The following is a 21607-nucleotide window of genomic DNA, read 5'->3' as shown; positions in this document are numbered from 1 at the left end:
GGCCATGAGTGACGACAAGATGCTGGCGCGTATCGCGGCCCTGTTGCGCCAGGCCGAAGGCACCGACAACGTGCACGAGGCGGAGGCGTTCATGGCGGCCGCGCAGCGCCTGGCCACGGCGACGTCGATCGACCTCGCGGTGGCGCGTTCGCACTCCGATCAGCGCACCAAGGCGCAGACCCCGGTGCAGCGCACCATCACGATCGGTGATGCGGGGACCCGGGGGCTGCGGACGTACGTGCAGCTGTTCGTGGTCATCGCGGCCGCCAACGACGTCAAGTGCGACGTCGCGTCCAATTCGACCTTCGTCCACGCCTACGGTTTCGCCGAGGACATCGACGCCAGCCACGCGCTCTACGCCTCGCTGGTGACACAGATGGTCAAGGCGTCGCAGGCCTACATCGAATCGGGGGCGCACCGGCCCACCCCGACAATCACGGCGCGGCTGAACTTCCAGTTGGCGTTCGGCGCACGCATCGGGGTGCGGCTCACAGAAGCCCGTGAGGAGGCGCTGGCGGCCGCGACCGAAGCGGAAGATTCGCGCCCGGGCACCGCAATTGCGTTGCGCGACAAGGACCTCGAGCTCAAGGACTTCTACCGGCAGGCCTCCCAGGCTCGCGGGACCTGGCGCGCGACCAGCGCGACGGCGGGATATTCGTCTGCGGCGCGCCGCGCCGGGGACCGCGCCGGGCGACGGGCCCGGCTCGGACCGAGCCAGGAACTGGCCGGCGCCCGCACGGCCCTGGAGACGTGAGCGGCCGGGACACTCAGCGCGCGAAGGTCTACGCGGCCGAGCAGTTCGTGCGCACCCTGTTCGATCGGGCGGCCGAACGCGGCAACCGGATCGTCGAGTTCTTCGGCACCCAGCTGACGCTGCCGCCCGAGGCGCGCTTCGCGTCGGTGGCGTCGGTGCAGGCCTACGTCGACGACGTCCTGGCCCACCCGCGGATGCGGACCGGCTGGCCCGGCGCCGGTGCGCTCACGGTCCGCCCGCGTCGCGGCGCGACCGCCGCACACTACGAAGTCGGCGACGGCCGGGCGCTCATCGCGGTGCCCGAACGACACTCCACCTGGGCGCTGCGGGAACTGGTGGTGTTGCACGAGATCGCCCACCACCTCAGCCGTGCGGAGCCCGCCCACGGCCCGGCGTTCGTGTCCACGTTCTGCGAGGTCGCCGAGGCCGTGATGGGTCCGGAGGTCGCCCACGTGCTGCGGGTGGTCTACGCCAAGGAGGGGGTCCGGATGGGTGGCGGTAGCAAGGGTTAACGTGTGCGCGTGAGCGAGCCGAATCCGCAGGCGGTCGACCAGCTTTTCGACCGGTTGCTGCACACCGAGGACGATGCGTTGATCGCGGCCAGGGAGTCCGCGGCGGCGGCCGGGATGCCGCAGATCGAGGTGTCCGCGCAGCACGGCAGGCTGCTGTTGCTGCTGGCGAGCGTCACCCACGCGCGCCGGGTGCTGGAGATCGGCACCCTCGCCGGGTACAGCACGATCAACCTGGCCCGCGGTGTCGGGCCCGACGGGCGCGTCGTCACCCTCGAATTCGACCCCCGCCACGCCGAGGTGGCCCGCACGAACCTGGCCCGCGCCGGCGTCGCGGACCAGGTGGAGGTGCTGGTCGGCGCGGCGCTCGACACCCTGCCGACGCTGCAGCACGGCGCACCGTTCGACCTGGTGTTCATCGACGCCGACAAGGAGAACAACGTCGCCTACGTCGAATGGGCGATCAAACTCGGCAGGCCGGGCACGGTGATCGTCGTGGACAACGTCACCCGCATGGGCCGGATCTACGACCCGGCGCCCGACGACCTCCAGGCCCAGGCCGTGCGCGAGATGCTCGAGATGATGGGTTCGCATCCGAGGCTGAGCACCGCGGCGATCCAGACGGTCGGGGCCAAGAACTGGGACGGATTCGCGGTCGCGGTCGTGACGTGACGGCGAATCTGGGTATCACAGGCGGCATGGGGATCTGCTACCGAAACGGCATGCTGACCGTCGACCGGGTGGTCAACGCCTCTCCGGCGGAGGTGTGGTCGGTGCTCATCGACCTCGACGCCTGGCCGAAATGGGGTCCGACCGTGGCCGGCGCCGAGCTGCTCGACGGCACCGAACTCGGGCTCGGTGAGCGTGGCAAGGTCTACACACCGGTGGGCATACCGCTGCCGTTCACGATCACCGAATTCGAACCGGGCCGTCGGTGGTCCTGGCAGGTGGCCGGAATCCCCGCCACCGCGCACGGCGTCGAACCGACCGAAGCCGGCACCCGCCTGTACATGGGTGCGCCCGTGTGGGCGGGCGCCTATCTGCCGGTGCTGGCGGTCGCGTTGCAGCGCATCGACCGGATGGTCAGCGGCGGGTAGCGCAACGCCGACGGTACGGTTCTTGCACTGCTTACGCGGGTAACCGCGTCAACAACCGTACTGTCGGCGCAGCGCAGGCGCGGTCGCGGCGACCTAGCTGCAGACCGCGCCGACCGCCGCCGACCCGACCAACTTCGTGTACTTGGCCAGCACGCCGGTGGTGTACACCGGGGGCAACGGCTCGAATCCCGCTTTGCGGGACTCGAATTCGGCCTCGTCGACCAGGAGGTCCAACGTGCCCTTGGCGACGTCGAGCCGGATCCGGTCGCCGTCGCGCACGAACGCGATGGGCCCGCCGTCGACCGCCTCGGGGGCGATATGCCCGACGCACAGGCCGGTGGTGCCGCCGGAGAACCGGCCGTCGGTCATCAGCAGCACGTCCTTGCCCAGGCCGGCACCCTTGATCGCACCGGTGATGGCGAGCATCTCGCGCATCCCGGGCCCGCCCTTGGGTCCCTCGTAGCGGATGACGACGACGTCGCCGTGGGTGATCGTGCCGTCCTCGAGTGCGTCCAGGGCTGCCCGCTCCCGCTCGAAAACCCTTGCGGTGCCCTCGAACACGTCGGAGTCGAAGCCCGCCGACTTCACGACCGCGCCCTCGGGCGCCAACGATCCGTGCAGGATCGTGATGCCGCCGGTCGGATGGATCGGGTTGTTCATCGCCCGCAGCACCTTGCCGTCCGGGTCCGGCGGTTCGATGTGGGCCAGGTTCTCGGCCATGGTCTCGCCGGTGATGGTGAGGCAGTCCCCGTGCAGCAGTCCGGCGTCCAGCAGCGCCTTCATCACCACGGGCACACCGCCGATCTCGTCCACGTGCTTCATGACGTGACGGCCGAACGGTTTGACGTCGGCGAGGTGCGGCACCTTCTGCCCGACGCGGGTGAAGTCCTCGAGGGTGAGCTTCACGTTGGCCTCCCACGCGATGGCCAGCAGGTGCAGCACGGCGTTGGTGGAGCCGCCGAACGCCATGACGACGGCGATCGCGTTCTCGAAGGCCTCCTTGGTGAGGATGTCGCGGGCGGTGATACCGCGGCGCAGCATCTCGACGACCGCCTCACCCGACTTCCGCGCGTACTCGTCGCGCCGCTTGTCGATGGCCACAGGAGATGCGCTGCCCGGCAACGACATGCCGAGCGCTTCCGCCGCCGACGCCATGGTGTTGGCGGTGTACATACCGCCGCAGGCGCCCTCACCCGGACAGATCGCCCGTTCGATGATGTCGACGTCCTCGCGGGACATCAGCCCGCGGGCGCACGCCCCGACCGCCTCGAAGGCGTCGATGATCGTGACTTCCCGCTCGGAGCCGTCGGTGAGCTTCGCGACGCCCGGCATGATCGAACCGTTGTACAGGAAGACCGAGGCCAGGTCGAGCCGGGCGGCGGCCATCAGCATGCCGGGAATCGACTTGTCGCAGCCGGCCAGCAGCACCGTGCCGTCGAGACGCTCGGCCTGCACGACGGTCTCGACGCTGTCGGCGATCACCTCACGCGAGACCAGCGAGAAGTGCATGCCCTCGTGGCCCATCGAGATGCCGTCGGACACCGAGATCGTGCCGAACTCCAGCGGAAATCCGCCGGCGGAGTGCACGCCGCCCTTCACCGACTGCGCCAGCCGTTGCAGCGACATGTTGCACGGGGTGATCTCGTTCCACGACGAACCCACGCCGATCTGCGGTTTGACCCAGTCGTCGTCGCCCATGCCGACCGCCCGCAGCATCCCGCGGGCGGCGGTCTTCTCGAGGCCGTCGGTGACGTCGCGGCTGCGGGGCTTGATGTCCGGCGATGAGTCGCTCGCGCGAAGAGCATCAGCGGGAGTTCCTGAACTTCCTGAGGGCATCTGTCGATTATGCCTCTGGCGTTTCACCCGGCCAAACCAATTCGGCATACCCCCTTGGGGTATCCAGTACGCTGGTCTCATGACGTCACGCGCCCTCCGACCGCTTGCCCTGTCCGCCGCGTTGCTCACCGCGCTGTTCCTGTCCGCGTGCACCAGCACCGAACAGCCGCAGAGCGAAGGTTCCACCTCCCATGCGCACAGCGAAACCGCCGGTGATGCGCATGCTCCGCACAACGCCGACGACGTCGCCTTCGCCAGGGACATGATGCCGCACCACCAGCAGGCGCTGCAGTTGGTCGACCTCGCCCGGGACCGCTCCAGCGACCCGGCCCTGCAGGGGATCGCCTCGGCGATCGCCGCGGCGCAGGGGCCCGAGATGGACCAGCTCGCCGGCATGCTGCGCGGCTGGGGTCAGGACCCCGAGGCCGGGATGCACCACGGCGGCCACGGCATGGCGATGCCGGGGATGGTCGACGACGCCACGATGAAGCGTCTCGAGTCGCTGCGCGGCGCGGAGTTCGACAGACTGTGGCTGGAATCGATGATCAGCCACCACCAGGGCGCGGTGGAGATGGCCAAGGCCGAGATCGCCAACGGCGACAACGCCGACGCCAAGGCGATGGCCGAGCACATCATCGAGGCCCAGGAGGCGGAGATCGCCCAGATGAAGCAGATGCTGGAGGGTTAGCGATGTCCACAGGTGCTCCCGAAGACGTTGCGGTGCACGGCTATTCGGCGCAGAAGGAGAACTACGCGAAACGCCTGCGCCGCATCGAGGGTCAGGTCCGCGGCATCGCCAAGATGATCGAGGACGACAAGTACTGCATCGACGTCCTCACCCAGATCAGCGCCGTCAACAGCGCGCTGCAGTCCGTCGCGCTGGGCCTGCTCGACGAACACCTCGGCCACTGCGTCACCCAGGCCGTCGCCGAGGGCGGTGAACAGGCCGACGCCAAACTCGCCGAGGCCAGCGCGGCGATCGCGCGGCTCGTGCGGTCCTGACACACTGCTCAGGTGACCGACGTCATCGTGCTGCCCGCCAGTGTCGAGCACCTGACCGCGCTGCGCGACGACCGGACGGCCTTCGGTGAACTGCTCGGATGCGCCGTGCCCGACGGCTGGCCGGAGTTCCCGGAGTCGATCGAGTTCACCATCGGCCAACTCACCGAACATCCGCATCAGGCGGGCTGGTGGATGCACTTCTTCCTCGCCGACGGGGGTGCGGTGCTGGTCGGATCGGGCGGTTTCGTCGGACCACCGCAGGACGGGGTCGTGGAGATCGGGTACGAGATCGCCCCGGAGTTCCGCGGTCGCGGCTACGCCACCGCGGCCGCCCGCGCGATGATCGACAAGGCGAAGACGGCGACGGCCCGGCTCACCACCGTCGTCGCCCACACCCTGGCGCACGAGAACCCGTCGACCGCGGTGCTGCGCCGCCTCGGCTTCATCCGGGTCGCCGAGATCGAGGATTCCGACGACGGACCGCTCTGGCGCTGGGAGGTCGCCGTGCCGGCCGGAGCGCGATGACGGTCGATTGACCCGGGCATGGACACCGCGGGTCGCCGGACAGCTCACCGTGCTGGCCGCGGCCGCGTTCGTGTACGTGACCGCCGAGGTGCTGCCGATCGGCGCGCTGCCGGCGATCGCGGCCGACCTGCGGGTCAGCGAGGCGCTCGTCGGCACCCTGCTCGCCGGGTACGCGCTGGTCGCCGCGGTGACCACGATGCCGCTCGTACGTCTGACCGCATCCTGGCCGCGGCGCCGCACCCTGCTGCTGACGCTGGTGTGCCTCACCGCGTCGCAGGCCGTCTGCGCACTCGCCCCGAACTTCGCGGTGCTCGCCGGTGGCCGGGTGATGTGCGCGCTCACCCACGGGTTGATGTGGTCGGTCATCGCCCCGATCGGTGTGCGCCTGGTACCCGCCGATCACGCCGCGCGCGCCACCACCGCGGTCTACGCCGGCACCGGTCTGGCTCTGGTGGTGGGTAATCCGCTCACCGCGGCGATGAGCCAGCTGTGGGGATGGCGGACGGCGGTCGTCGTCGTCACCGCCGCCGCGGCGACGGTCACGGTCGCGGCGTGGCGCGCACTGCCGCCGATGCGGTCACCGGCGAACGTGGCCACCCGGGTGGCCCCGCGGCCCCGCAACCCCAGGCTGGTCACGCTGGCGGCGCTGACGTTGCTCGGGGTGACCGGACACTTCATGGCGTACACGTTCGTCGTGGTCGTCATCCGCGACGTCGTCGGTGTGCCCGGTGCGCAGTCGGCGTGGCTGCTGGCCGCCTTCGGGGTCGCCGGGCTGGTCGGAATGGCCGCGCTGGCCCGCCCGGGGGACCGGCGGCCGCACCTGGCGGTGGTCGGCTGTCTGGCGGTGATGGTGGTTTCGTTCGGCGTGCTGACCGGGCTGGCGGCCGGCCATCGCACCGGCCTGCTCGTGCTGGGCGTGGGCGCCCTGGCGGTCGTGGCCTGGGGTGCGGCGTCGACGGCGGTGCCGCCGATGCTGCAGGCCGCGGTCATGCGGACGGCTCCGGAGGATCCCGACGGGGCCTCCGGGGTGTACGTGGCGGCGTTCCAGATCGGCATCGTGGCCGGCGCGCTCGGCGGCGGTCTGCTCTACGAACGGGCCGGTGCCGGCCTGGTGCTGGCGGGTTCGACGGCCGTCACCGCGGTCGTGCTCGCCTGTGTATTGCGGCGATCCGACCTGCTCAGGGCCCCCGCGACGGTTTCGGAACGGTGACGGCGAACGCCGAGCGGGGGTTGCCGGCCGGCGTCCTGTGCGACACTGGACCTTGATCTGTGACTGGAGGTATCGGATGCCGCAGCAGACCATGCGGAAGCTGACCACCGCGATCTTCGCGGCCGGATTGTTCGGAGGCCTGGTGCTGAGCGCCGCGCCGGCGCTGGCCCAACCGGCGCCGCCACCACCGCCGCCGGCACCGGTCGATCCGTTCGCCCCGCCGCCACCGCCGGCGAACCCGTTCGCGTTCCCGGCGCCTGCCGCAGCGGACCCGTTCGCGCCCACCGCGCAGCCGCTGCCGATTCCCGAGGGCACCCCGGCCGGCCAGAACCCGACCCCCTACGTCGGCAAGCCGGTGTTCGCACCGCCGACGTTCAACCCGGTCAACGGGTCGATCGCCGGCGCGGCCAAACCGATCTACATCGACTTCCAGCGTCCGATCGCCAACCGGGCCCTGGCCGAGCAGGCCATCCACATCTCGTCGAATCCGCCGGTGCCCGGCCGCTTCTACTGGACAAGTGACACCCAGGTGCGCTGGCGCCCGCAGGACTTCTGGCCGGCGGGCACGGTGGTGAACATCGACGCGTCGGGGACCAAGTCGAGCTTCACCGTCCCCGAGCAGCTGGTCGCCACCATCGACAACAAGTCGCTGCAGATGGAGATCCACCGCAACGGCGAGCTGGTCAAGACCTTCCCCGTCTCGATGGGCAAGAAGGGCTACGACACCAAGAACGGCACCTACTACGTGCTGGAGAAATTCGCCGACATCGTGATGGACTCCTCCACCTACGGCGTGCCGGTCGACGACCCGTCCGGTGAGGGCTACAAGCTCAAGGTCCAGGACGCCGTGCGCATCGACAACAGCGGGGTCTTCGTGCACAGCGCGCCGTGGTCGGTGGGCTCCCAGGGCGAGAGCAACGTCAGCCACGGCTGCATCAACCTCAGCCCGGCCAACGCGCAGTGGTTCTTCGACAACTTCGGCAGCGGTGACGCCGTCGTGATCAAGAACTCGACCGGCATCTACAACCAGCCCGACGGTGCGTCGGATTGGCAGATGTTCTGACCTGACTCCCGTTCGGCGCCGCCCGCCCGGCAGCCCGTGTCAGGATGAGGTCGGCCGGCCGTCGCACCGGCGGCCGGTGACCTGCCGAGGGTTAGCCGATGCCGGGTGCCGACAAGGCGACAGCACGCACGGTCACGGTGATCGTGCTGATCCTGCTCGCCGGTGTCGCGTTGCGGGGCCGAATCCCCGGTGCCGAACCCGCCGCTGACGAACCCACGGACACCGGTCCGGGATCACTCATCGCCGTCCTGGTGATGCTCGGGCTTTCGATGGCGGTCATCGCCGTCTCGGTGGTCAGCCAGGCCCGTCATCCCGTCACCCGCCCGGGCACCGCGGCGGATCCGCCCCGCTTCCGCGGCGGCGAGGGCGCTCGATTCACGTGGCGGATGGTGCTCGTGATGGTCGGCGCCCTGCTGGTGTGGCTGCTGGTGGTGCTGACGCTGATGCGGATCAGCGGCTGGCTCGACGTGTCCGTCGACCCGCCGGCCGCGCCGTCGCCGGATCCGGATCCGGGTTCGTCCTCGGCGGCGGACAGCGAACCGCCACCACCGCCGCCGGATTCCGAGCCGCCGGTCTCCAACGCCGTACTGGGCTACTTCGCCGCTGCCGCAGCGCTTTTCGTGTTGCTGTCGGTGATCGGAGTGATGGCCGGCCGCAACGCGCGGCGCCGTCCCACCACGGTCGTCGCCACCGATGACGAGGGCGATGGCGATGCGCCGTCCACGAGCAGGACGCAGTCGCTGGCCCGAGCGGCCGAACGCGGGCTGATCGAGATCGGCGACCTCAGCCGCGAACCGCGGGAGGCGATCATCGCGTGCTACGCGGCGATGGAGCGCGAACTCGGAAAGTCGCCCGGTGCCATGCCCCAGGACTCTGACACCCCGACGGAGGTGCTGGCCCGCGCCGTCGACCGGCGCCTGCTGCACGGTGAGAGCGCGACCGAACTCGTCGACCTCTTCGAGGAGGCCCGGTTCAGCGCCCACGTCATGGGGGAGGACCACCGCGACGCCGCGGTGCGGGTGCTGCGCCTGGTGCTGCGCGAACTGCAGGACGCGGCGTGACCCGGGCCGTCGCCGCCGCGATGCTCATGCTCGTCGCCGTCGAGATCTACGCCGTGGTCCGACTCGACCGCGACGACGTGCTGACGGTCTCCGCGGTGATGCTGGCAGGTGCGCTGATCGCCGCGCGTTTCGCATTGAGAGGTGAGGTCGCACCGGCGTCGACCGCCACCGACGCCGACGAGCGCGGTGCGGCACTGCGCCGCTGGGTGGATCGGACCGAGACCATGATCGGTTGGTCGGAGGCCAGCCGGGCGGACTGGGACCGGCGGCTGCGCCCGATGCTGGCACGCCAGTTCGAACTGGCCACCGGTCAGCGAAAAGCGCGGGACGCGAGAGCTTTTCACGCGACGGGCCAGATGCTGTTCGGGCCGGAGCTGTGGCAGTGGGTGGATCCGGAGAACGTCTCCCGCACCGGGGCGGATGAGCCCGGTCCGGGGCGCGAGGCGCTCGGCGAGATCCTGCGGAGACTGGAGAGGGTGTGACGGCGGAACCATGAACATGCCGGCGACGACGACCACCGCGCACTGCGAGGCGGTGCTCGACGAGATCGGAGAGGTGGTCGTCGGTAAGCGTCGCGCGCTCGCGTTGATCCTGACCGCCGTGCTGGCCCGCGGCCACATCCTCATCGAGGACCTGCCCGGGCTGGGCAAGACGCTGATCGCCCGGTCGTTCGCCGCCGCACTCGGCCTGCAGTTCACCCGGGTGCAGTTCACCCCGGACCTGCTGCCCGCCGATCTGCTCGGCTCCACCATCTATGACATGCATTCCGGCCGTTTCGAATTCCGGCATGGGCCGATCTTCACCAACCTGCTGCTCGCCGACGAGATCAACCGGACACCGCCGAAGACACAGGCCGCACTGCTCGAGGCGATGGCCGAACGTCAGGTCAGCATCGACGGGGTCACCCACCCGCTGCCCACGCCGTTCCTGGTGCTGGCCACCGACAACCCGATCGAATACGAGGGCACCTACCCGCTGCCCGAGGCCCAGCTCGACCGCTTCGCCATCCGCCTCGAGCTGCGCTACCTGTCCGGACCCGACGAGGTGACGATGTTGCGGCGCCGGCTCGACCGCGGTTCGGCGGCACCGACGGTGCAGCAGGTCGTCGACGGCGACGGGCTGCTGGCGATGCAGGAGTCGGTGGAACAGGTGACGGCGCACGAGGACGTCCTGCAGTACGTGGTGTCGCTGGCGGCGGCTTCGCGCCAGCACCCGCAGGTCGCGGTCGGGGTGAGCCCACGCGCCGAACTCGACCTCGTCCAGCTGTCCCGCGCCCGCGCGCTGCTGGCGGGGCGGGATTTCGTGATCCCCGAAGACGTCAAATCCCTTGCGGTCCCGGCCCTGGCGCACCGGATCAGCCTGCGCCCGGAGATGTGGGTCCGACGGGTGCAGGGCGCCGACGTGGTCGAGGAGCTGCTGCGCCGCCTGCCGGTGCCGCGCACCGGGAACCCCTGATGTACGACGTCGAACTCCATTGGCGGGCTTCGCCGTTGGCGCGGGCGCTGGCGACGTGTGCGGCGGTCGGGTTGGCGGCGGCCCTGTTCACCCTGCGGTGGGAACTGGTGGCGTTCGTCGCGCCGATGCTCGGTGTGTTGTGCTCGGTCGGCTGGCAACCTCGGCCGCCGGGCGTCTCCGTGTCCACCAGTACGCCGCTGCAGCGGTGTTTCGAAACCGAACCGTCCACCGTCGACATCCGGGCCGTCGCCGACGACGGCAGCGACGTCACGATGACCCCGTCCACCCTCGACGGGGCCGACCTCGCCACCGCGGCCGACGGAACGGGTGCGACGGTGACGCTGACGGCCGCCCGGTGGGGCCGCTATCCGGTGCGCGCAAACGTCCGCGTGGCCGGGCGGGGTGGGCTGCTCGAGGGGACGGGGTCCGTCGACGCGGCGCACGTATGCGTATTCCCGCTCGCGGCACCGCAATCGGTCAGCGTTCCGCGCACGGACCTGCTCGACCGGCTGGGCACCCACCTCACCCGCCACATCGGCCCGGGCGTCGAGTACGCCGACATCCGCGGTTACGTCCCGGGCGACCACCTCCGCACGGTCAACTGGTCGGTCAGCGCCCGGCGGCGCAGCCTGCACGTCACGCAGCGGTTGACCGATCGGTCCGCCGACGTCGTCGTCCTCGTCGACACCTATGCCCAGCCACCCGGACCGGCCACCGCCGCGACGGAGCGGATCGCCCGCGGTGCCGTGCAGGTGGTGCAGAGCGCGCTGCGCTACGGCGACCGGGCCGGACTGGTCACCCTCGGCAGCCGCCGCACCCGGTGGCTCGGCGCCGACATCGGCCAGCGGCAGTTCTACCGCATCCTCGACGTCCTGCTGGCGGCGGGCGACTTCGACGCCACCACAGGCAGTCTCGCGCCACAGGCCGCGGTACCGCCCGGCGCCATCGTGGTGGCGTTCTCCACGATGCTGGAGACCGAATTCGCGCTCGCGCTGATCGACCTGCGCAAACGGGGGCACACCGTGATCGCCGTCGACGTCCTCGAGGGCAGTCCGCTCGACGGTGACCGGGACCCGCTGATCGACCGGATGTGGGCGCTGCAGCGCTCGTTCATGTACCGCGACATGGGGACGATCGGCGTGGACGTGGTGTCCTGGCCCGCCGACGCCACCCTCGACCAGGCGATGGCCCTGACCCGTCACCGGCGCACCGGGGCGCGGCGGTGAAGGCGTTGCTGCCCAGCGTGTTCGGCGTCCTGATGGTCGCCGCGGTGGGATACCGTGCCGACGGCCCGGCGCTGGTGACCGCGGTGGCGGCGCTGGTTGCGGTGACGGTGTCGGTGTGGTGGCGGCCGGCGGCGGTCGTCGCGGTGGTGCTGACGGTGTCGGCCGTCGTGCTCGCGCCGAGTGCGCCGATGTCGACCGCGCTCGCGGGACTGGCCGCCGCCGCCTACCTCGTGCTGCGCCACAACGATCGCCACGGGGAAGCCCGCGCCACCCCGCCGACGATGGTGGCCGCGGTCGCGTTCGCGCTGACCGCGACGGCGGTGGTGGCGCTGCCGGTGGACATCCCGTGGTTACCGCTCGCGGCGCCGGTGGCACTGCTGGTCGGCTACGTGCTGACGTTGCGGCCCTTCAGTGATTTCGGCGTGCTGGGTCGCGCCCAGCACGACCCAGCACGCCGAAATCCCTAGTTCCAGATGCGGACGCGGCGTTCGGGTTCCAGGTAGAGCGCATCGTCGGCGCCGACCTCGAACGCCTCATAGAACGCGTCGAGGTTGCGGATGACGCCGTTGCAGCGGAACTCCGGCGGCGAATGCGGATCGGTGGCCAGGCGCCGGATCGCTTCCGCCGAACGGTATTTCGTGCGCCACACCTGCGCCCACCCGAAGAACACGCGCTGCACACCGGTCAACCCGTCGATCACCGGCGCCGGTTCGCCCTTGAGCGACAGCTCGTAGGCCAGCAGTGCGATCGACAACCCGCCGAGGTCGCCGATGTTCTCGCCGACGGTGAACGCCCCATTGACGTGCGCGTCGTGGTGTCCGTTCTGGCCCTCGAGTTCCCGCGGCGTGTACTGCTCGTATTGTTCGATCAACGCCTTGGTGCGAGCGCCGAACTCCGTGCGGTCGGCGTCGGTCCACCAGTCGACCAGGTTGCCGTCGCCGTCGTACTTGGCGCCCTGATCGTCGAAACCGTGGCCGATCTCGTGGCCGATGACCGCACCGATACCGCCGTAGTTGGCGGCGTCGTCGGCGTCGGCGTCGAAGAACGGCGGCTGCAGAATCGCTGCGGGGAAGACGATCTCGTTCATCCCCGGGTTGTAGTACGCATTGACCGTCTGCGGCGTCATGAACCATTCGTCGCGGTCCACGGGACCGCCGAGCTTCTGGACTTCCCGGTCGGAGGCCAGCTGGTAGCCGCGGCGGTAGTTGCCGTAGAGGTCGTCGCGGCGGATGATTAGCTGCGAGTAGTCCTTCCAGCGGACCGGGTAGCCGATCTTCGGCGTGAACTTGTCGAGCTTGGCCAGCGCCTTCTCGCGGGTTTCCGGCGTCATCCACTCCAGCCGGTTGATGCTCACTCGGTAGGCCTCGCGCAGGTTGGCGACCAGTTCGTCCATGCGCGCCTTGGCATTCGGCGGGAAGTGCCGCTGCACGTAGAGCTTGCCGAGCGCCTCGCCCATCAGGTTCTCCACCACGGAGACCCCGCGCTTCCAGCGGTCGCGGATCTGCTCGGTGCCCGAGAGCAGGCGACCGTAGAACGCGAAGTCCTCCGCCACCAGCTCGTCGGTCAGCAGGAAGGCGCGGGCGTGGATGAGGCGCCACCGCACCCAGTGCTTCCAGTCCTCCAGCGGTTCACTCGACCAGGCCGCCGCGAACTCGGTGAGGTAGTCGGGCTGGCGCACCACGACCTCGGCCACCGACTCCGGCGTGGTGCCCAGCGCCGTCACCCAGCCGGCCCAGTCGAAGCCGGGCGCCTCGGCGGACAGATCGGCGAACGTGCGCAGGTTGTAGGTCAGGTCGGCGTCGCGACGCTTCACCACATCCCAGTGCGCGGCGGCCAGCTTGCGCTCCAGCGCGACGATGCGCTCGGCCGTCTGCGTGTGATCGCCCCCGTAGACCAGCGCGAACATCGCCGCGATGTGCCCGGGGTAGGCGGCGAGTATCTCGGCGTGCTGCTCGTCGCGGAAATACGATTCGTCGGGCAGCCCGATACCGGACTGGCTGAAGTGCAGCAGGTAGCGGGTCGAGTTCTTGGAGTCGGTGTCGACGTACACGCCGGCGCCGCCGCCGACGCCGGTGCGTTGCAGCCCGCCGAGGACCGCCGCGAGCGCGTCGGGGCTGTCGGCGGCGTCGACGAGCGCGAGTTCGTCGAGCAGCGGCTGCACACCGATGCGCGCCACCGTCGCCTCGTCGAGGAAGCTGGCGTACAGGTCGCCGATGCGTTGCTCGTCGGTGCCGTCCTCGGCGTTCGCTTCGGCCGCCTCGGTGATGATGTCGCGGATCTGCTCTTCGGCACGGTCGTAGAGGGTGCGGAAGGCGCCGTCGGCGGCCCGGTCGGCGGGGATCTTGTATTCGGCGAGCCAGCGGCCGTTGACGTGGCCGAACAGGTCGTCCTGCGGGCGGGCCGCGGTGTCGAGGTAACTGAGGTCGATGCCGGATTTGATGGTCGCTTCTACCGTCACCCCAACATGTTGCCAGAAGCGCACCGGTACCCTCACGGCCATGCCCGACGAGCTCACCGACGAGCGTGCCGATGCGGCCGAATCCGCCGACGGCCGGGTGTTCACCGGCTTCGGTGTCGCCTCGGCTGTCCTTGCCGCCCTCTCGGTGGCCGCGGTCGTGCTGGCGGTGATGATCTGGTCGGGCCATCGCGAGGCCTCCGCCGAGCGCGCGTACCAGACCCGCGTGCTGCAGGCCGCCGCCGACTGGACCAATGTGCTGGTCAACATGAACAAGGACACCGTCGACGCCAGCATGCAGCGGTTGCACGAGAACACGATCGGTGACCTCAACGCCGACTTCGACTCCGCCGTCGAGCCGTACCGCCAACTGGTCCAACGCCTGCAGACCCGCACCAGGGGTCAGGTCGACTCGGTGTCCATCGAATCGCTGCACCACCCCGTGCCCGGTCCCGACGGCGGACCGGCGCTGGCGCCCCCACCGGATCCGCAGCTGTCCGCGTTCGCCTCCCGCACCGACACCGTCCTGGTGGTCGCGACGTCGATCAGCGACAACGTCGGCAACAAGGAGCCACAGACGGTGCGCTGGACGCTGCGCCTCGACGTCTCCGACGTCGACGGGAAACCCATGATCTCCCGGCTGGAGCCGATCCGATGAGGAACCGGCTGCGCGTCCTGGTCTTCGACATCCTGGCGCCCGTCGCGGCGATCGCCGGGCTGCTCTACATCGGGCTGGCGCTGGGCTGGCCGCTGTGGTGGGTGTCGGTCTGCTCGGTGCTGTGCCTGCTGATCGTGCAGGGCGTGATCGTCAACGTCGCGCTGATGCGGCGCGACGGCGTCACCGTCGGGACCGACGACGACGGACCCGGCCTGCGGTTGGCGGTGATGGGTCTGGCGACGGTCGCGGTGGTCGCCGCCGTCGTGCTGGGTTATCAGCGCTGGACCGTGCCCGATCGCGCGTTCACCGCCGACAGCGCCGAGGTGGTGCGCATCGCCAGCAGCGTCTCGGAGGCGACCGCGACGTTCTCTCCGCAGAGCCCGACCGCCTCCATCGACCGCGCCGCGGCGCAGATGGTGCCCGAGCGGGCCCAGGCGTTCAAGGACGAGTTCGCCGGGGTGGCCAAGCAGCTGACCAGCAAGAACGTCTCCGCCCAGGCCAGCACCGTCTCGGCGGGAGTGGAGGCGATCGGCCCGCAGGCCGCCAGCGTGGCGGTGGTGCTGCGCGGCACCCAGAGCGTTCCGGGTCAGCCGGTCGACAACGCGGTGCTCGCCTTGCGCGTCACGCTGTCGAAGACCGACGGGCGCTGGATGGTCGACGACGTCACCCCGATCCACGCCCGGTGATTTCGGCGTGCTGGGTCGCGCTGGACGCGACCGCGCACGCCGAAATCGCTAAAGCAGGCGGGCGTAGTCGACCTTGAGGCAGCGGTCCATCACGACCTCGAGGCCCGCCGCCACACCGTCACGCGCGATCTGCTCGTCCCACAGTCCCTGCTGCAGCCACAGCGTCTTGGCGCCGACCGAGATGGTGTCGCGCAGCACCCCGGGCAGTTCGCTGCTGCGCCGGAACACGTCGACCATGTCGGGGACGACGGGCAGATCGGCCAGCGACGGATACACCGGTGTGCCGTCGATCTCGCTGACCGTCGGGTTGACCAGGTAGAGCTCGTAGTGGCTGGCCGAGCGCAGGTAATCCCACACCCCGTAGCTCGGGCGCATCGGGTTCGGGGAGGCGCCCACCACCGCCACCGTGCGGGTCTCCCGCATGATGCGCCGCAGGTCGTCGTGCTCGGGTTCGATCCATTCGGTCATGAGGCAGGCATTCCCGCTCGCCGCGGCGTCAACGCGGATTGTTGGCGCGCTGCGCGCGGATTTTGGCGAAGCGTTCCGACAGCCGGCCCATCCGGATCATCAGCGACGCCGACGGGCTGACCTCACCGTCGATGTAGCTCTGGAACTCGTCGACCCCGACCCCGATGCGCGACGCGAATTCGGGTGCGCCCAGCCCGGACCGGTTGAGCAGCAGCTGGACGTGGTGACCGACCTCGGCGCGCTCGGCGGCGGCCATCTGCTCGCGGGTCCGCACCAGCACCTCCGCCAGCGCCTTGGACACCCCGTAGGGCTTCGCCTTCTCGAGGACCTCCTCGACCTGACGTGCCGTGCGGCCATACGGATCCCGCTTGATCGCGGTGACGATGCGCTGCCAGACCGTCAGATCGTCGGTCTCCAGGGCGTCGCGGATCGCCGCGGTGGACCAGAACTCCACCGGCCGGTCATCGATCGACGCGCGCCGGGACACCGCCGTGAGCGGACGGGTCGCGGCGGTAGCAGCGTCGCGGCGGGTTCCCCGCGCGTCGCTCGTCAACGTCACCTCGCCTCCTCGAGCATTGCCACGGCCACCGACAGGCATCTCTGCCGCACCAGTGCCCAGTCGGACTCCGCGTCCGGGTCCGAGATCGCGGCGTCGTGCTCATCGGACGGCTGCGGATCGGCCAGGCGGCGCACCAACTGGGTGGCCACCCACTGCTTTTTCGGCTGTTGCCCACAGTAATACCGGTCCATTCCGGACAGCACGATTGCGGCGGTTTGTGTCTCCATCGACTCCACCAGTTCGGCGAACTCCGCGTAGTCGCGGCTGCTGTTGCGGCACATGATCAGGTAGCTCTTCAGGCGCAGGGTCTCGGCACCGGTCGGGATCTGCAGTCGGTCACCGGTCGGCAGCTGCACGTTCGTGGTCTCGACCGGGGTACGCCGCTCCACCGGCGCGCGGTCGGTTTCGGCCTCGGTCTGCTGGGCGGTCTCCAGCGCGTCGAGCGCCACCGAGAGCCGGCCGCGCCACAGCGTGACCGGGTGCACCGGCAGCGTCGTCCGCACCGTCGACCCGTTACCGTCGCCGTGGCCGTTGCGGCCGCCGCGCCACAACCCCGCGCCGGTGCGCAGCTTCACCGTCTGGTCACCGCCGTTGCGCGCCACCATGCGCTGTTTGATCGGCTGGCAGCCGCTGAACGCCAGCGGATCGGCCACTGTCACGGTCTGCGGTGCGAGCGTCTTCATCCGCGCCGCGGATTTCACCATGCCCCGCAGGTCGGCGCCCGACGGGCCGAGTGCGGAGATGTCGTCGGGAATGATGACCAGATCGTCGATCTGCACCTTGGGCAGCGGCTTCTCGAAATCCACCGACGGCAGCACCCGGTCCAGCCACTTCGGCAGCCACCAGTTCCACCGGTCGAACATCGCCATCAGCGCGGGCACCAGCACCAACCGCACGATCGTGGCGTCGACGGCGATCGCCACCGCACACGCCACGCCGAGCTGGGCGACCAGCGGCATCCCGGCGAACGCGAAGCCGATGAACACCGCGATCATGATCAGCGCCGCGCTGGTGATGGTGCGCGCGCTGGTGGACACGCCGTAGGCCACCGCGTCGCGGGTGTTGCCGGTCTGCAGGAAGCGTTCCCGGATGCGGGTCAGCAGGAAGATCTCGTAGTCCATCGACAGCCCGAACGTCATCGCCAGCACCAGCGGCGGGATCGTGCTGTCCAGCGACGGGATGGGTTCGAAGCCCAGCGGTTCGAGCCACCCCCACTGGAACACGGCGACGAGGCTGCCGTAGGCGGCGGCGACCGACAGCACGGTCATCAGCACACCCTTGAGGGCCAGCACCACCGACCGGATCGAGATGAGCAGCATCAGGAACGCGATCAGCGCGACGAACCCGAACACCAGCGGCTGCGTCGCCGACACCCGGTCGTCGAAGTCCTTGATCAGCGCCGTCGGCCCGCCCACGTCGACGGAGACGTTGGGCCCGGCCGTCGACGGCAGGTTGGCCCGCATCCAGTCGACGGTCTCGCGGGCGCCCTTGTCCTCGGGGTCGACGGTCAGCACCGCCGACAGCAGCGCGCTGCGGTAGTCGTCGCCGAACTCCGCGGGTGTGACCGTGGCGACGTTGGGCGCCTTGGACATCTCGGCGCGCACCGCCTCGAGCGTCGGCTCCTTGGCCGCGGCGGACGCGGCGTTGCCGTCGGGGAAGGTCACCAGCACCCGGACCGGGCCGAGGGCGCCCGGACCCAGCGCCTCGGCGGCGGCGTTGACGCCGCCGCGCACCTCGTGGGTGGGCTCGAACTGGCGCTGCATGCTGTTGCCGAGTTCCATCATGAACGCCGGCGCCGCCATGGTGAGCAGGACCAGGGCCGCCGACGTCGCCGCCACCCACGGTCTGCGCATCACCCACCCGGTCCAGCGCGTCCAGAACCGCGATTGAGTGGTGTCGGGCCTGCGCGAGAAGTGCAGATACGACGAGCGTTTGGCGGCGGCCCGCCCGAACGTCGCCAGCACCGCGGGGGTGAGCGTCGTCGAGGTGAGCACCGCGACCGCGACCGCGAGGATGGCGCCGGTCGCCATCGAGGTCAGCACGGGGGTGTTGATCAGATAGATACCGGTGACCGAGGCGATCACCGTCATCCCCGACAGCAGCACCGCCAGCCCCGAGGTGGCCATGGCCGCGTCGGCCGCCTGCTGGGCGTCGCGGCCTGCGCGCAGTTCCTCCCGGAACCGCATCAGGATGAACAAGGAGTAGTCGACGGCCAGCGCGATCCCGAACATCGACACCGTCGAGGCGACGAACACCGACATCGTGGTGATCGTCGACAGCAGATAGACCAGTCCCATCGTCACGGCGACGGTGCACACCCCGAGCAGCAGCGGCATCGCGGCGGCGGCGAACGATCCGAACACGGCGAGCAGCACGATCAACACGATCGGCAGGTTCCACTGTTCGGCCTGCGCGACGTCGGTCTTGATCGCCTGTGAGGCCGCCGCACCGAGCGCGCCCTGGCCGATCACGTACATCTTGACCTTGCCGTCGCGGAACTCACCCGGTTCCTCGCCGTCGATGCCCACCCGTGTGCGCAGGTCCTTGGCCACGTCGGTGGCGCCGGTGTTGTTGAAGTCCAGCGACAGGGTGATCACGTAGGGCCGGTCGGGCTGCGGCGGCGGCTGCTGCGGATTGGGGGAGATCTTGACGCTGGGCACCTGGGTGGCGATCTCTTCGAGGTGCGCGACGGCGGCGTTCATATCGTCGTAGGAGGCGTCGGCGCGCGGTGCGGCCACCAGTGCCAGCGGGGAGGCGCCCTGATCGGGGAAGTGGTCCTCGAGCTCGTACTGCACGTGCAGTGACTGCGAACCCTCGACCTCGAAACCACCGCCGGTCAGGTTCGACGAATGGTTCAGCGCGAGATAGATCGCGGGCACCAGCAGGAGCACCCAGGCGCCGAAGACCGCCCAGCGGAATCTGCGCAGGGTGCCGCTCAAGCGCATCATGAACTGCTGGATGGTGTCTCCTGAGGATCTTCCCGGCGTTTCGCGGCCTGCTGAGCGAGAGCGTACCGCAGCGTGCGGTAAGGTACCGCGCCCTCAACCCAGCTGCGAGCAAGCTGTGACCAAGCCTTTAACCTGCTCTGATACCGATCTCGCCCGGCGCATCGCGGGCGTTACAGGCGGCCTCGACGGCCTTCGCGCCCCGGGCGGGCGATTCCTTGGATTGGCGGGCGCCGACGCGCGGATGGCAGGATGGCCGACGGCTGTCGATGGGTCGGGGGACCCACAGAGACGTCCGGAGACGTCCGGACCTTCCTACTTCAGGAGTGCCATGCGATCGATCACCCTGGGCCGGCACCGTCTGGGCCGAAGCGTCTGCGCCGCGTTCGCCGTCACCGCCGCCGGCGGTGTCGCCGCCGCCGCGCTGACCATGCCCGCGACCCCGGCGACCGCGGCTCCGGACCCGTGCGCGGCCAGCCAGGTCGCCAAGACCGTCGCCGCCGTGGCCACCAACACCTCCAATTACCTGGCGGCCAACCCCGAGACCGATCAGGCGCTGACCACCATCGCCCAGCAGCAGGCCGGACCGGCCTCGCTCGCCTCGCTCAAGGCGTATCTCGACGCCAACCCCCAGGTCGGGTCGGATATGCAGAAGCTGCAGCAGCCGTTGACGAACCTGTCCGGGCGGTGCAAGCTGCCCGTCACCATCCCGCAGGTGCTGGGTCTGATGCAGGCCGCGCAGCAGAGCGGCGCTGCTCAGCCCGCGGCGCCCGCCGCGGCGTCACCGGTGTCACCGGCCGCCGCGACCGGCCACCGATGAGCGCCGTACCGCAGAAAGCAGACTTTTTCCCTGCTCTTTGCGGTTAAGGCAGGAAACTCTGTCCGGATTCTGATTAGCTGTGCTGTGCCGACAACCGTCGTGGTTTCGGCCTCTCAGATCAGATGAAGGAGCATGTCCATGTTGCTTCCTGCCCGTACCGCACGACGTGTGGTGGTCGGCGCGGCCGGCGCTGGTGCGATTGCCGGTGCGATGCTGTTCGGCGCGGTGCCCGCGATGGCCCAGCCGGCACCCCCGCCGCCGCTGCCCCCGAACTGCACCGCCGCCGATCTGGCCGGCGTCGCCTCCGGGGTCTCCGCGTCCACGTCGGCGTACCTGTTCACCCATCCGCCGGTGAACGACTTCTTCACCAGCCTCGAGGGTCAGTCGCGTGACCAGATCCGGCCGCAGGTGGAGGAGTACCTCAACGCCAACCCGCAGGTGAAGGCCGATCTGACCGGCATCCGCCAGCCGCTGGTCGACCTGAAGACCCGGTGCGGGACGGCGACGCCGCCTGAAGACGACGTCGACACGCCGTAACCGGCGTGCGGGCTGAAACCGGGGAGCCCGAACCCGCAGCGCAGGACACCCCCGGTCGCACGGTGCTGATGGTCGACGACGACCCCGATGTCCGCACGTCCGTCGCGCGCGGACTGCGGCATTCGGGGTTCGACGTACGCGTCGCCGCCAACGGTAAGGAAGCGCTACGGCTGCTGTCGGCCGAATCGCACGACGCGCTGGTGCTCGACGTGCAGATGCCGGAACTCGACGGTGTCGCCGTGGTGACCGCGCTGCGCGCGCTCGGCAACGACATCCCCATCTGCGTGCTCTCGGCGCGCGACACCGTCAACGACCGCATCGCCGGGCTCGAGGCGGGCGCCGACGACTACCTCACCAAACCGTTCGACCTCGGTGAGCTGGTGGCCCGGCTGCATGCGCTGCTGCGCCGGGCCCACCACTCCGACCGCCCGTCGGACACCATGACGGTCGGGCCGTTGACCATCGACACCGCCCGGCGGCTGGTGTTCGTCGACGGAGAACGGGTGGATCTGACCAAACGCGAGTTCGACCTGCTCGCCGTCCTCGCCGAGAACAACGGCGTGGTGCTGTCGCGCCAGCGGCTGCTCGAGCTGGTCTGGGGCTACGACTTCGACGTCGACACCAACGTCGCCGACGTGTTCATCTCCTACCTGCGGCGCAAACTCGAGCGCGACGGTCTGCCGCGGGTGATCCACACCGTGCGCGGGATCGGATACGTGCTGCGGGACGAGCCCTGACGTC

General features: G+C 70.0%; 24 protein-coding genes. 19 read left to right on the top strand and 5 right to left on the bottom strand.

Going from position 1 to position 21607, the window contains the following annotated elements:
• Positions 1-4 precede the first annotated feature (4 nt).
• From G6N49_RS22670 to G6N49_RS22655, 4 genes are read left to right on the top strand one after another with little or no spacing between them, the layout of a single operon-like run.
• Complete coding sequence (locus G6N49_RS22670; protein WP_064875019.1) at positions 5-754, top strand: DUF2786 domain-containing protein; 750 nt, start codon at positions 5-7, stop codon at positions 752-754.
• A complete protein-coding gene (locus G6N49_RS22665) occupies positions 751-1266 on the top strand; it encodes a TIGR04338 family metallohydrolase (protein WP_011557570.1) in 516 nt (171 codons plus the stop codon). The genes G6N49_RS22670 and G6N49_RS22665 overlap by 4 nt, the downstream gene beginning before the upstream one ends.
• Before the next feature lie 3 nt (positions 1267-1269).
• On the top strand, positions 1270-1935 hold the full coding sequence (locus G6N49_RS22660) for an O-methyltransferase (protein ID WP_011557571.1): 666 nt from the start codon (positions 1270-1272) through the stop codon (positions 1933-1935).
• A 26-nt stretch (positions 1936-1961) separates the two neighbouring features.
• Positions 1962-2360, top strand: coding sequence for an SRPBCC family protein (locus G6N49_RS22655; RefSeq protein WP_011557572.1), 399 nt, complete (start codon positions 1962-1964; stop codon positions 2358-2360).
• Positions 2361-2453: 93 nt separating this feature from the next.
• Here the strand turns inward: G6N49_RS22655 and ilvD are convergent, their stop codons facing one another.
• Positions 2454-4196, bottom strand: coding sequence for a dihydroxy-acid dehydratase (ilvD, locus tag G6N49_RS22650; protein ID WP_064874995.1), 1743 nt, complete (start codon positions 4194-4196; stop codon positions 2454-2456).
• Positions 4197-4275: 79 nt separating this feature from the next.
• Between ilvD and G6N49_RS22645 the strand changes: the two genes are divergently transcribed.
• The 10 genes from G6N49_RS22645 to G6N49_RS22600 all read left to right on the top strand — a co-directional run bounded on the left by G6N49_RS22645 (position 4276) and on the right by G6N49_RS22600 (position 12205).
• Positions 4276-4884 (top strand): DUF305 domain-containing protein, encoded by a 609-nt coding sequence (locus G6N49_RS22645; RefSeq protein WP_011557574.1) that lies wholly within the window; start codon positions 4276-4278, stop codon positions 4882-4884.
• A gap of 2 nt (positions 4885-4886) precedes the next feature.
• Positions 4887-5198, top strand: a complete 312-nt coding sequence (gene ricR / locus G6N49_RS22640) for a copper-sensing transcriptional repressor RicR (protein ID WP_011557575.1) — start codon at positions 4887-4889, stop codon at positions 5196-5198.
• 12 nt (positions 5199-5210) lie between these two features.
• Positions 5211-5723, top strand: coding sequence for a GNAT family N-acetyltransferase (locus G6N49_RS22635; protein ID WP_234786902.1), 513 nt, complete (start codon positions 5211-5213; stop codon positions 5721-5723).
• A gap of 7 nt (positions 5724-5730) precedes the next feature.
• A complete protein-coding gene (locus tag G6N49_RS22630) occupies positions 5731-6933 on the top strand; it encodes an MFS transporter (protein WP_064874993.1) in 1203 nt (400 codons plus the stop codon).
• 76 nt (positions 6934-7009) lie between these two features.
• Positions 7010-7996 (top strand): L,D-transpeptidase, encoded by a 987-nt coding sequence (locus G6N49_RS22625; protein WP_011557578.1) that lies wholly within the window; start codon positions 7010-7012, stop codon positions 7994-7996.
• A 98-nt stretch (positions 7997-8094) separates the two neighbouring features.
• Positions 8095-9057, top strand: coding sequence for a DUF4129 domain-containing protein (locus G6N49_RS22620; RefSeq protein WP_064874991.1), 963 nt, complete (start codon positions 8095-8097; stop codon positions 9055-9057).
• Positions 9054-9539, top strand: a complete 486-nt coding sequence (locus G6N49_RS22615) for a hypothetical protein (protein WP_064874989.1) — start codon at positions 9054-9056, stop codon at positions 9537-9539. The genes G6N49_RS22620 and G6N49_RS22615 overlap by 4 nt, the downstream gene beginning before the upstream one ends.
• 10 nt (positions 9540-9549) lie before the next feature.
• Positions 9550-10512: an AAA family ATPase gene (locus G6N49_RS22610; protein ID WP_064874987.1), complete on the top strand. Its 963-nt coding sequence runs from the start codon at positions 9550-9552 to the stop codon at positions 10510-10512.
• A complete protein-coding gene (locus G6N49_RS22605; RefSeq protein WP_011557582.1) occupies positions 10512-11738 on the top strand; it encodes a DUF58 domain-containing protein in 1227 nt (408 codons plus the stop codon). Before G6N49_RS22610 ends, G6N49_RS22605 begins: the two co-directional genes overlap by 1 nt.
• Positions 11735-12205 carry a hypothetical protein gene (locus tag G6N49_RS22600; protein WP_064874983.1) on the top strand — a complete coding sequence of 157 codons (471 nt, stop codon included), beginning with the start codon at positions 11735-11737 and terminating at the stop codon, positions 12203-12205. The genes G6N49_RS22605 and G6N49_RS22600 overlap by 4 nt, the downstream gene beginning before the upstream one ends.
• On the opposite strand, the gene G6N49_RS22595 is transcribed toward G6N49_RS22600, so the two are convergent.
• Positions 12202-14196, bottom strand: a complete 1995-nt coding sequence (locus G6N49_RS22595) for a M13 family metallopeptidase (RefSeq protein ID WP_083044513.1) — start codon at positions 14194-14196, stop codon at positions 12202-12204. The genes G6N49_RS22600 and G6N49_RS22595 overlap by 4 nt on opposite strands.
• A gap of 40 nt (positions 14197-14236) precedes the next feature.
• Here G6N49_RS22595 and G6N49_RS22590 point away from each other — a divergent pair, with 40 nt between their 5' ends.
• Together G6N49_RS22590 and G6N49_RS22585 are read left to right on the top strand one after the other, a co-directional pair.
• Positions 14237-14851, top strand: a complete 615-nt coding sequence (locus tag G6N49_RS22590) for a hypothetical protein (protein ID WP_083044514.1) — start codon at positions 14237-14239, stop codon at positions 14849-14851.
• Positions 14848-15537, top strand: a complete 690-nt coding sequence (locus G6N49_RS22585) for a hypothetical protein (protein ID WP_083044515.1) — start codon at positions 14848-14850, stop codon at positions 15535-15537. Before G6N49_RS22590 ends, G6N49_RS22585 begins: the two co-directional genes overlap by 4 nt.
• Positions 15538-15585: 48 nt before the next feature.
• On the opposite strand, the gene G6N49_RS22580 is transcribed toward G6N49_RS22585, so the two are convergent.
• Genes G6N49_RS22580 through G6N49_RS22570 form a run of 3 tightly spaced genes read right to left on the bottom strand, consistent with a single transcriptional unit; the run spans position 15586 to position 19512 of the window.
• On the bottom strand, positions 15586-16005 hold the full coding sequence (locus G6N49_RS22580; RefSeq protein WP_011557587.1) for a CoA-binding protein: 420 nt from the start codon (positions 16003-16005) through the stop codon (positions 15586-15588).
• Between the two features lie 28 nt (positions 16006-16033).
• Positions 16034-16564, bottom strand: coding sequence for an SDR family oxidoreductase (locus tag G6N49_RS22575; RefSeq protein ID WP_083044516.1), 531 nt, complete (start codon positions 16562-16564; stop codon positions 16034-16036).
• Positions 16561-19512 (bottom strand): MMPL family transporter, encoded by a 2952-nt coding sequence (locus G6N49_RS22570; RefSeq protein WP_083044517.1) that lies wholly within the window; start codon positions 19510-19512, stop codon positions 16561-16563. Before G6N49_RS22570 ends, G6N49_RS22575 begins: the two co-directional genes overlap by 4 nt.
• A gap of 328 nt (positions 19513-19840) precedes the next feature.
• On the opposite strand from G6N49_RS22570, the gene G6N49_RS22565 reads away from it, so the two are divergent.
• From G6N49_RS22565 to G6N49_RS22555, 3 genes are all read left to right on the top strand, one after another.
• A complete protein-coding gene (locus G6N49_RS22565; protein ID WP_011557590.1) occupies positions 19841-20329 on the top strand; it encodes a hemophore in 489 nt (162 codons plus the stop codon).
• A gap of 138 nt (positions 20330-20467) precedes the next feature.
• The gene (locus G6N49_RS22560) at positions 20468-20866 is read left to right on the top strand and encodes a heme-binding protein (protein WP_011557591.1); all 399 of its coding nucleotides are present in this window, start codon (positions 20468-20470) and stop codon (positions 20864-20866) included.
• 5 nt (positions 20867-20871) lie between these two features.
• Positions 20872-21603: a response regulator transcription factor gene (locus tag G6N49_RS22555; protein WP_011557592.1), complete on the top strand. Its 732-nt coding sequence runs from the start codon at positions 20872-20874 to the stop codon at positions 21601-21603.
• Positions 21604-21607 lie beyond the last annotated feature (4 nt).

The sequence above is a fragment of the Mycolicibacterium monacense genome, from assembly GCF_010731575.1.
Classification (GTDB): Bacteria; Actinomycetota; Actinomycetes; order Mycobacteriales; family Mycobacteriaceae; genus Mycobacterium; species Mycobacterium monacense.
Note: the sequence above shows the minus strand (reverse complement) of the source record. Positions and strands in the feature narration are given on the sequence as shown.

Excerpts from the sequence above, each read along its gene's own strand:
- G6N49_RS22670 (WP_064875019.1), top strand. The coding sequence starts at position 5 with ATGAGTGACGACAAGATGCTGGCGCGTATCGCGGCCCTGTTGCGCCAG.
- G6N49_RS22655 (WP_011557572.1), top strand. The coding sequence starts at position 1,962 with ATGGGGATCTGCTACCGAAACGGCATGCTGACCGTCGACCGGGTGGTC.
- G6N49_RS22610 (WP_064874987.1), top strand. The coding sequence starts at position 9,550 with ATGAACATGCCGGCGACGACGACCACCGCGCACTGCGAGGCGGTGCTC.
- G6N49_RS22570 (WP_083044517.1), bottom strand. The coding sequence starts at position 19,512 with ATGATGCGCTTGAGCGGCACCCTGCGCAGATTCCGCTGGGCGGTCTTC.
- G6N49_RS22560 (WP_011557591.1), top strand. The coding sequence starts at position 20,468 with ATGTTGCTTCCTGCCCGTACCGCACGACGTGTGGTGGTCGGCGCGGCC.
- G6N49_RS22645 (WP_011557574.1), top strand. The coding sequence starts at position 4,276 with ATGACGTCACGCGCCCTCCGACCGCTTGCCCTGTCCGCCGCGTTGCTC.
- ricR (WP_011557575.1), top strand. The coding sequence starts at position 4,887 with ATGTCCACAGGTGCTCCCGAAGACGTTGCGGTGCACGGCTATTCGGCG.
- ilvD (WP_064874995.1), bottom strand. The coding sequence starts at position 4,196 with ATGCCCTCAGGAAGTTCAGGAACTCCCGCTGATGCTCTTCGCGCGAGC.
- G6N49_RS22580 (WP_011557587.1), bottom strand. The coding sequence starts at position 16,005 with ATGACCGAATGGATCGAACCCGAGCACGACGACCTGCGGCGCATCATG.
- G6N49_RS22565 (WP_011557590.1), top strand. The coding sequence starts at position 19,841 with ATGCGATCGATCACCCTGGGCCGGCACCGTCTGGGCCGAAGCGTCTGC.
- G6N49_RS22585 (WP_083044515.1), top strand. The coding sequence starts at position 14,848 with ATGAGGAACCGGCTGCGCGTCCTGGTCTTCGACATCCTGGCGCCCGTC.
- G6N49_RS22590 (WP_083044514.1), top strand. The coding sequence starts at position 14,237 with ATGCCCGACGAGCTCACCGACGAGCGTGCCGATGCGGCCGAATCCGCC.
- G6N49_RS22620 (WP_064874991.1), top strand. The coding sequence starts at position 8,095 with ATGCCGGGTGCCGACAAGGCGACAGCACGCACGGTCACGGTGATCGTG.
- G6N49_RS22625 (WP_011557578.1), top strand. The coding sequence starts at position 7,010 with ATGCCGCAGCAGACCATGCGGAAGCTGACCACCGCGATCTTCGCGGCC.
- G6N49_RS22605 (WP_011557582.1), top strand. The coding sequence starts at position 10,512 with ATGTACGACGTCGAACTCCATTGGCGGGCTTCGCCGTTGGCGCGGGCG.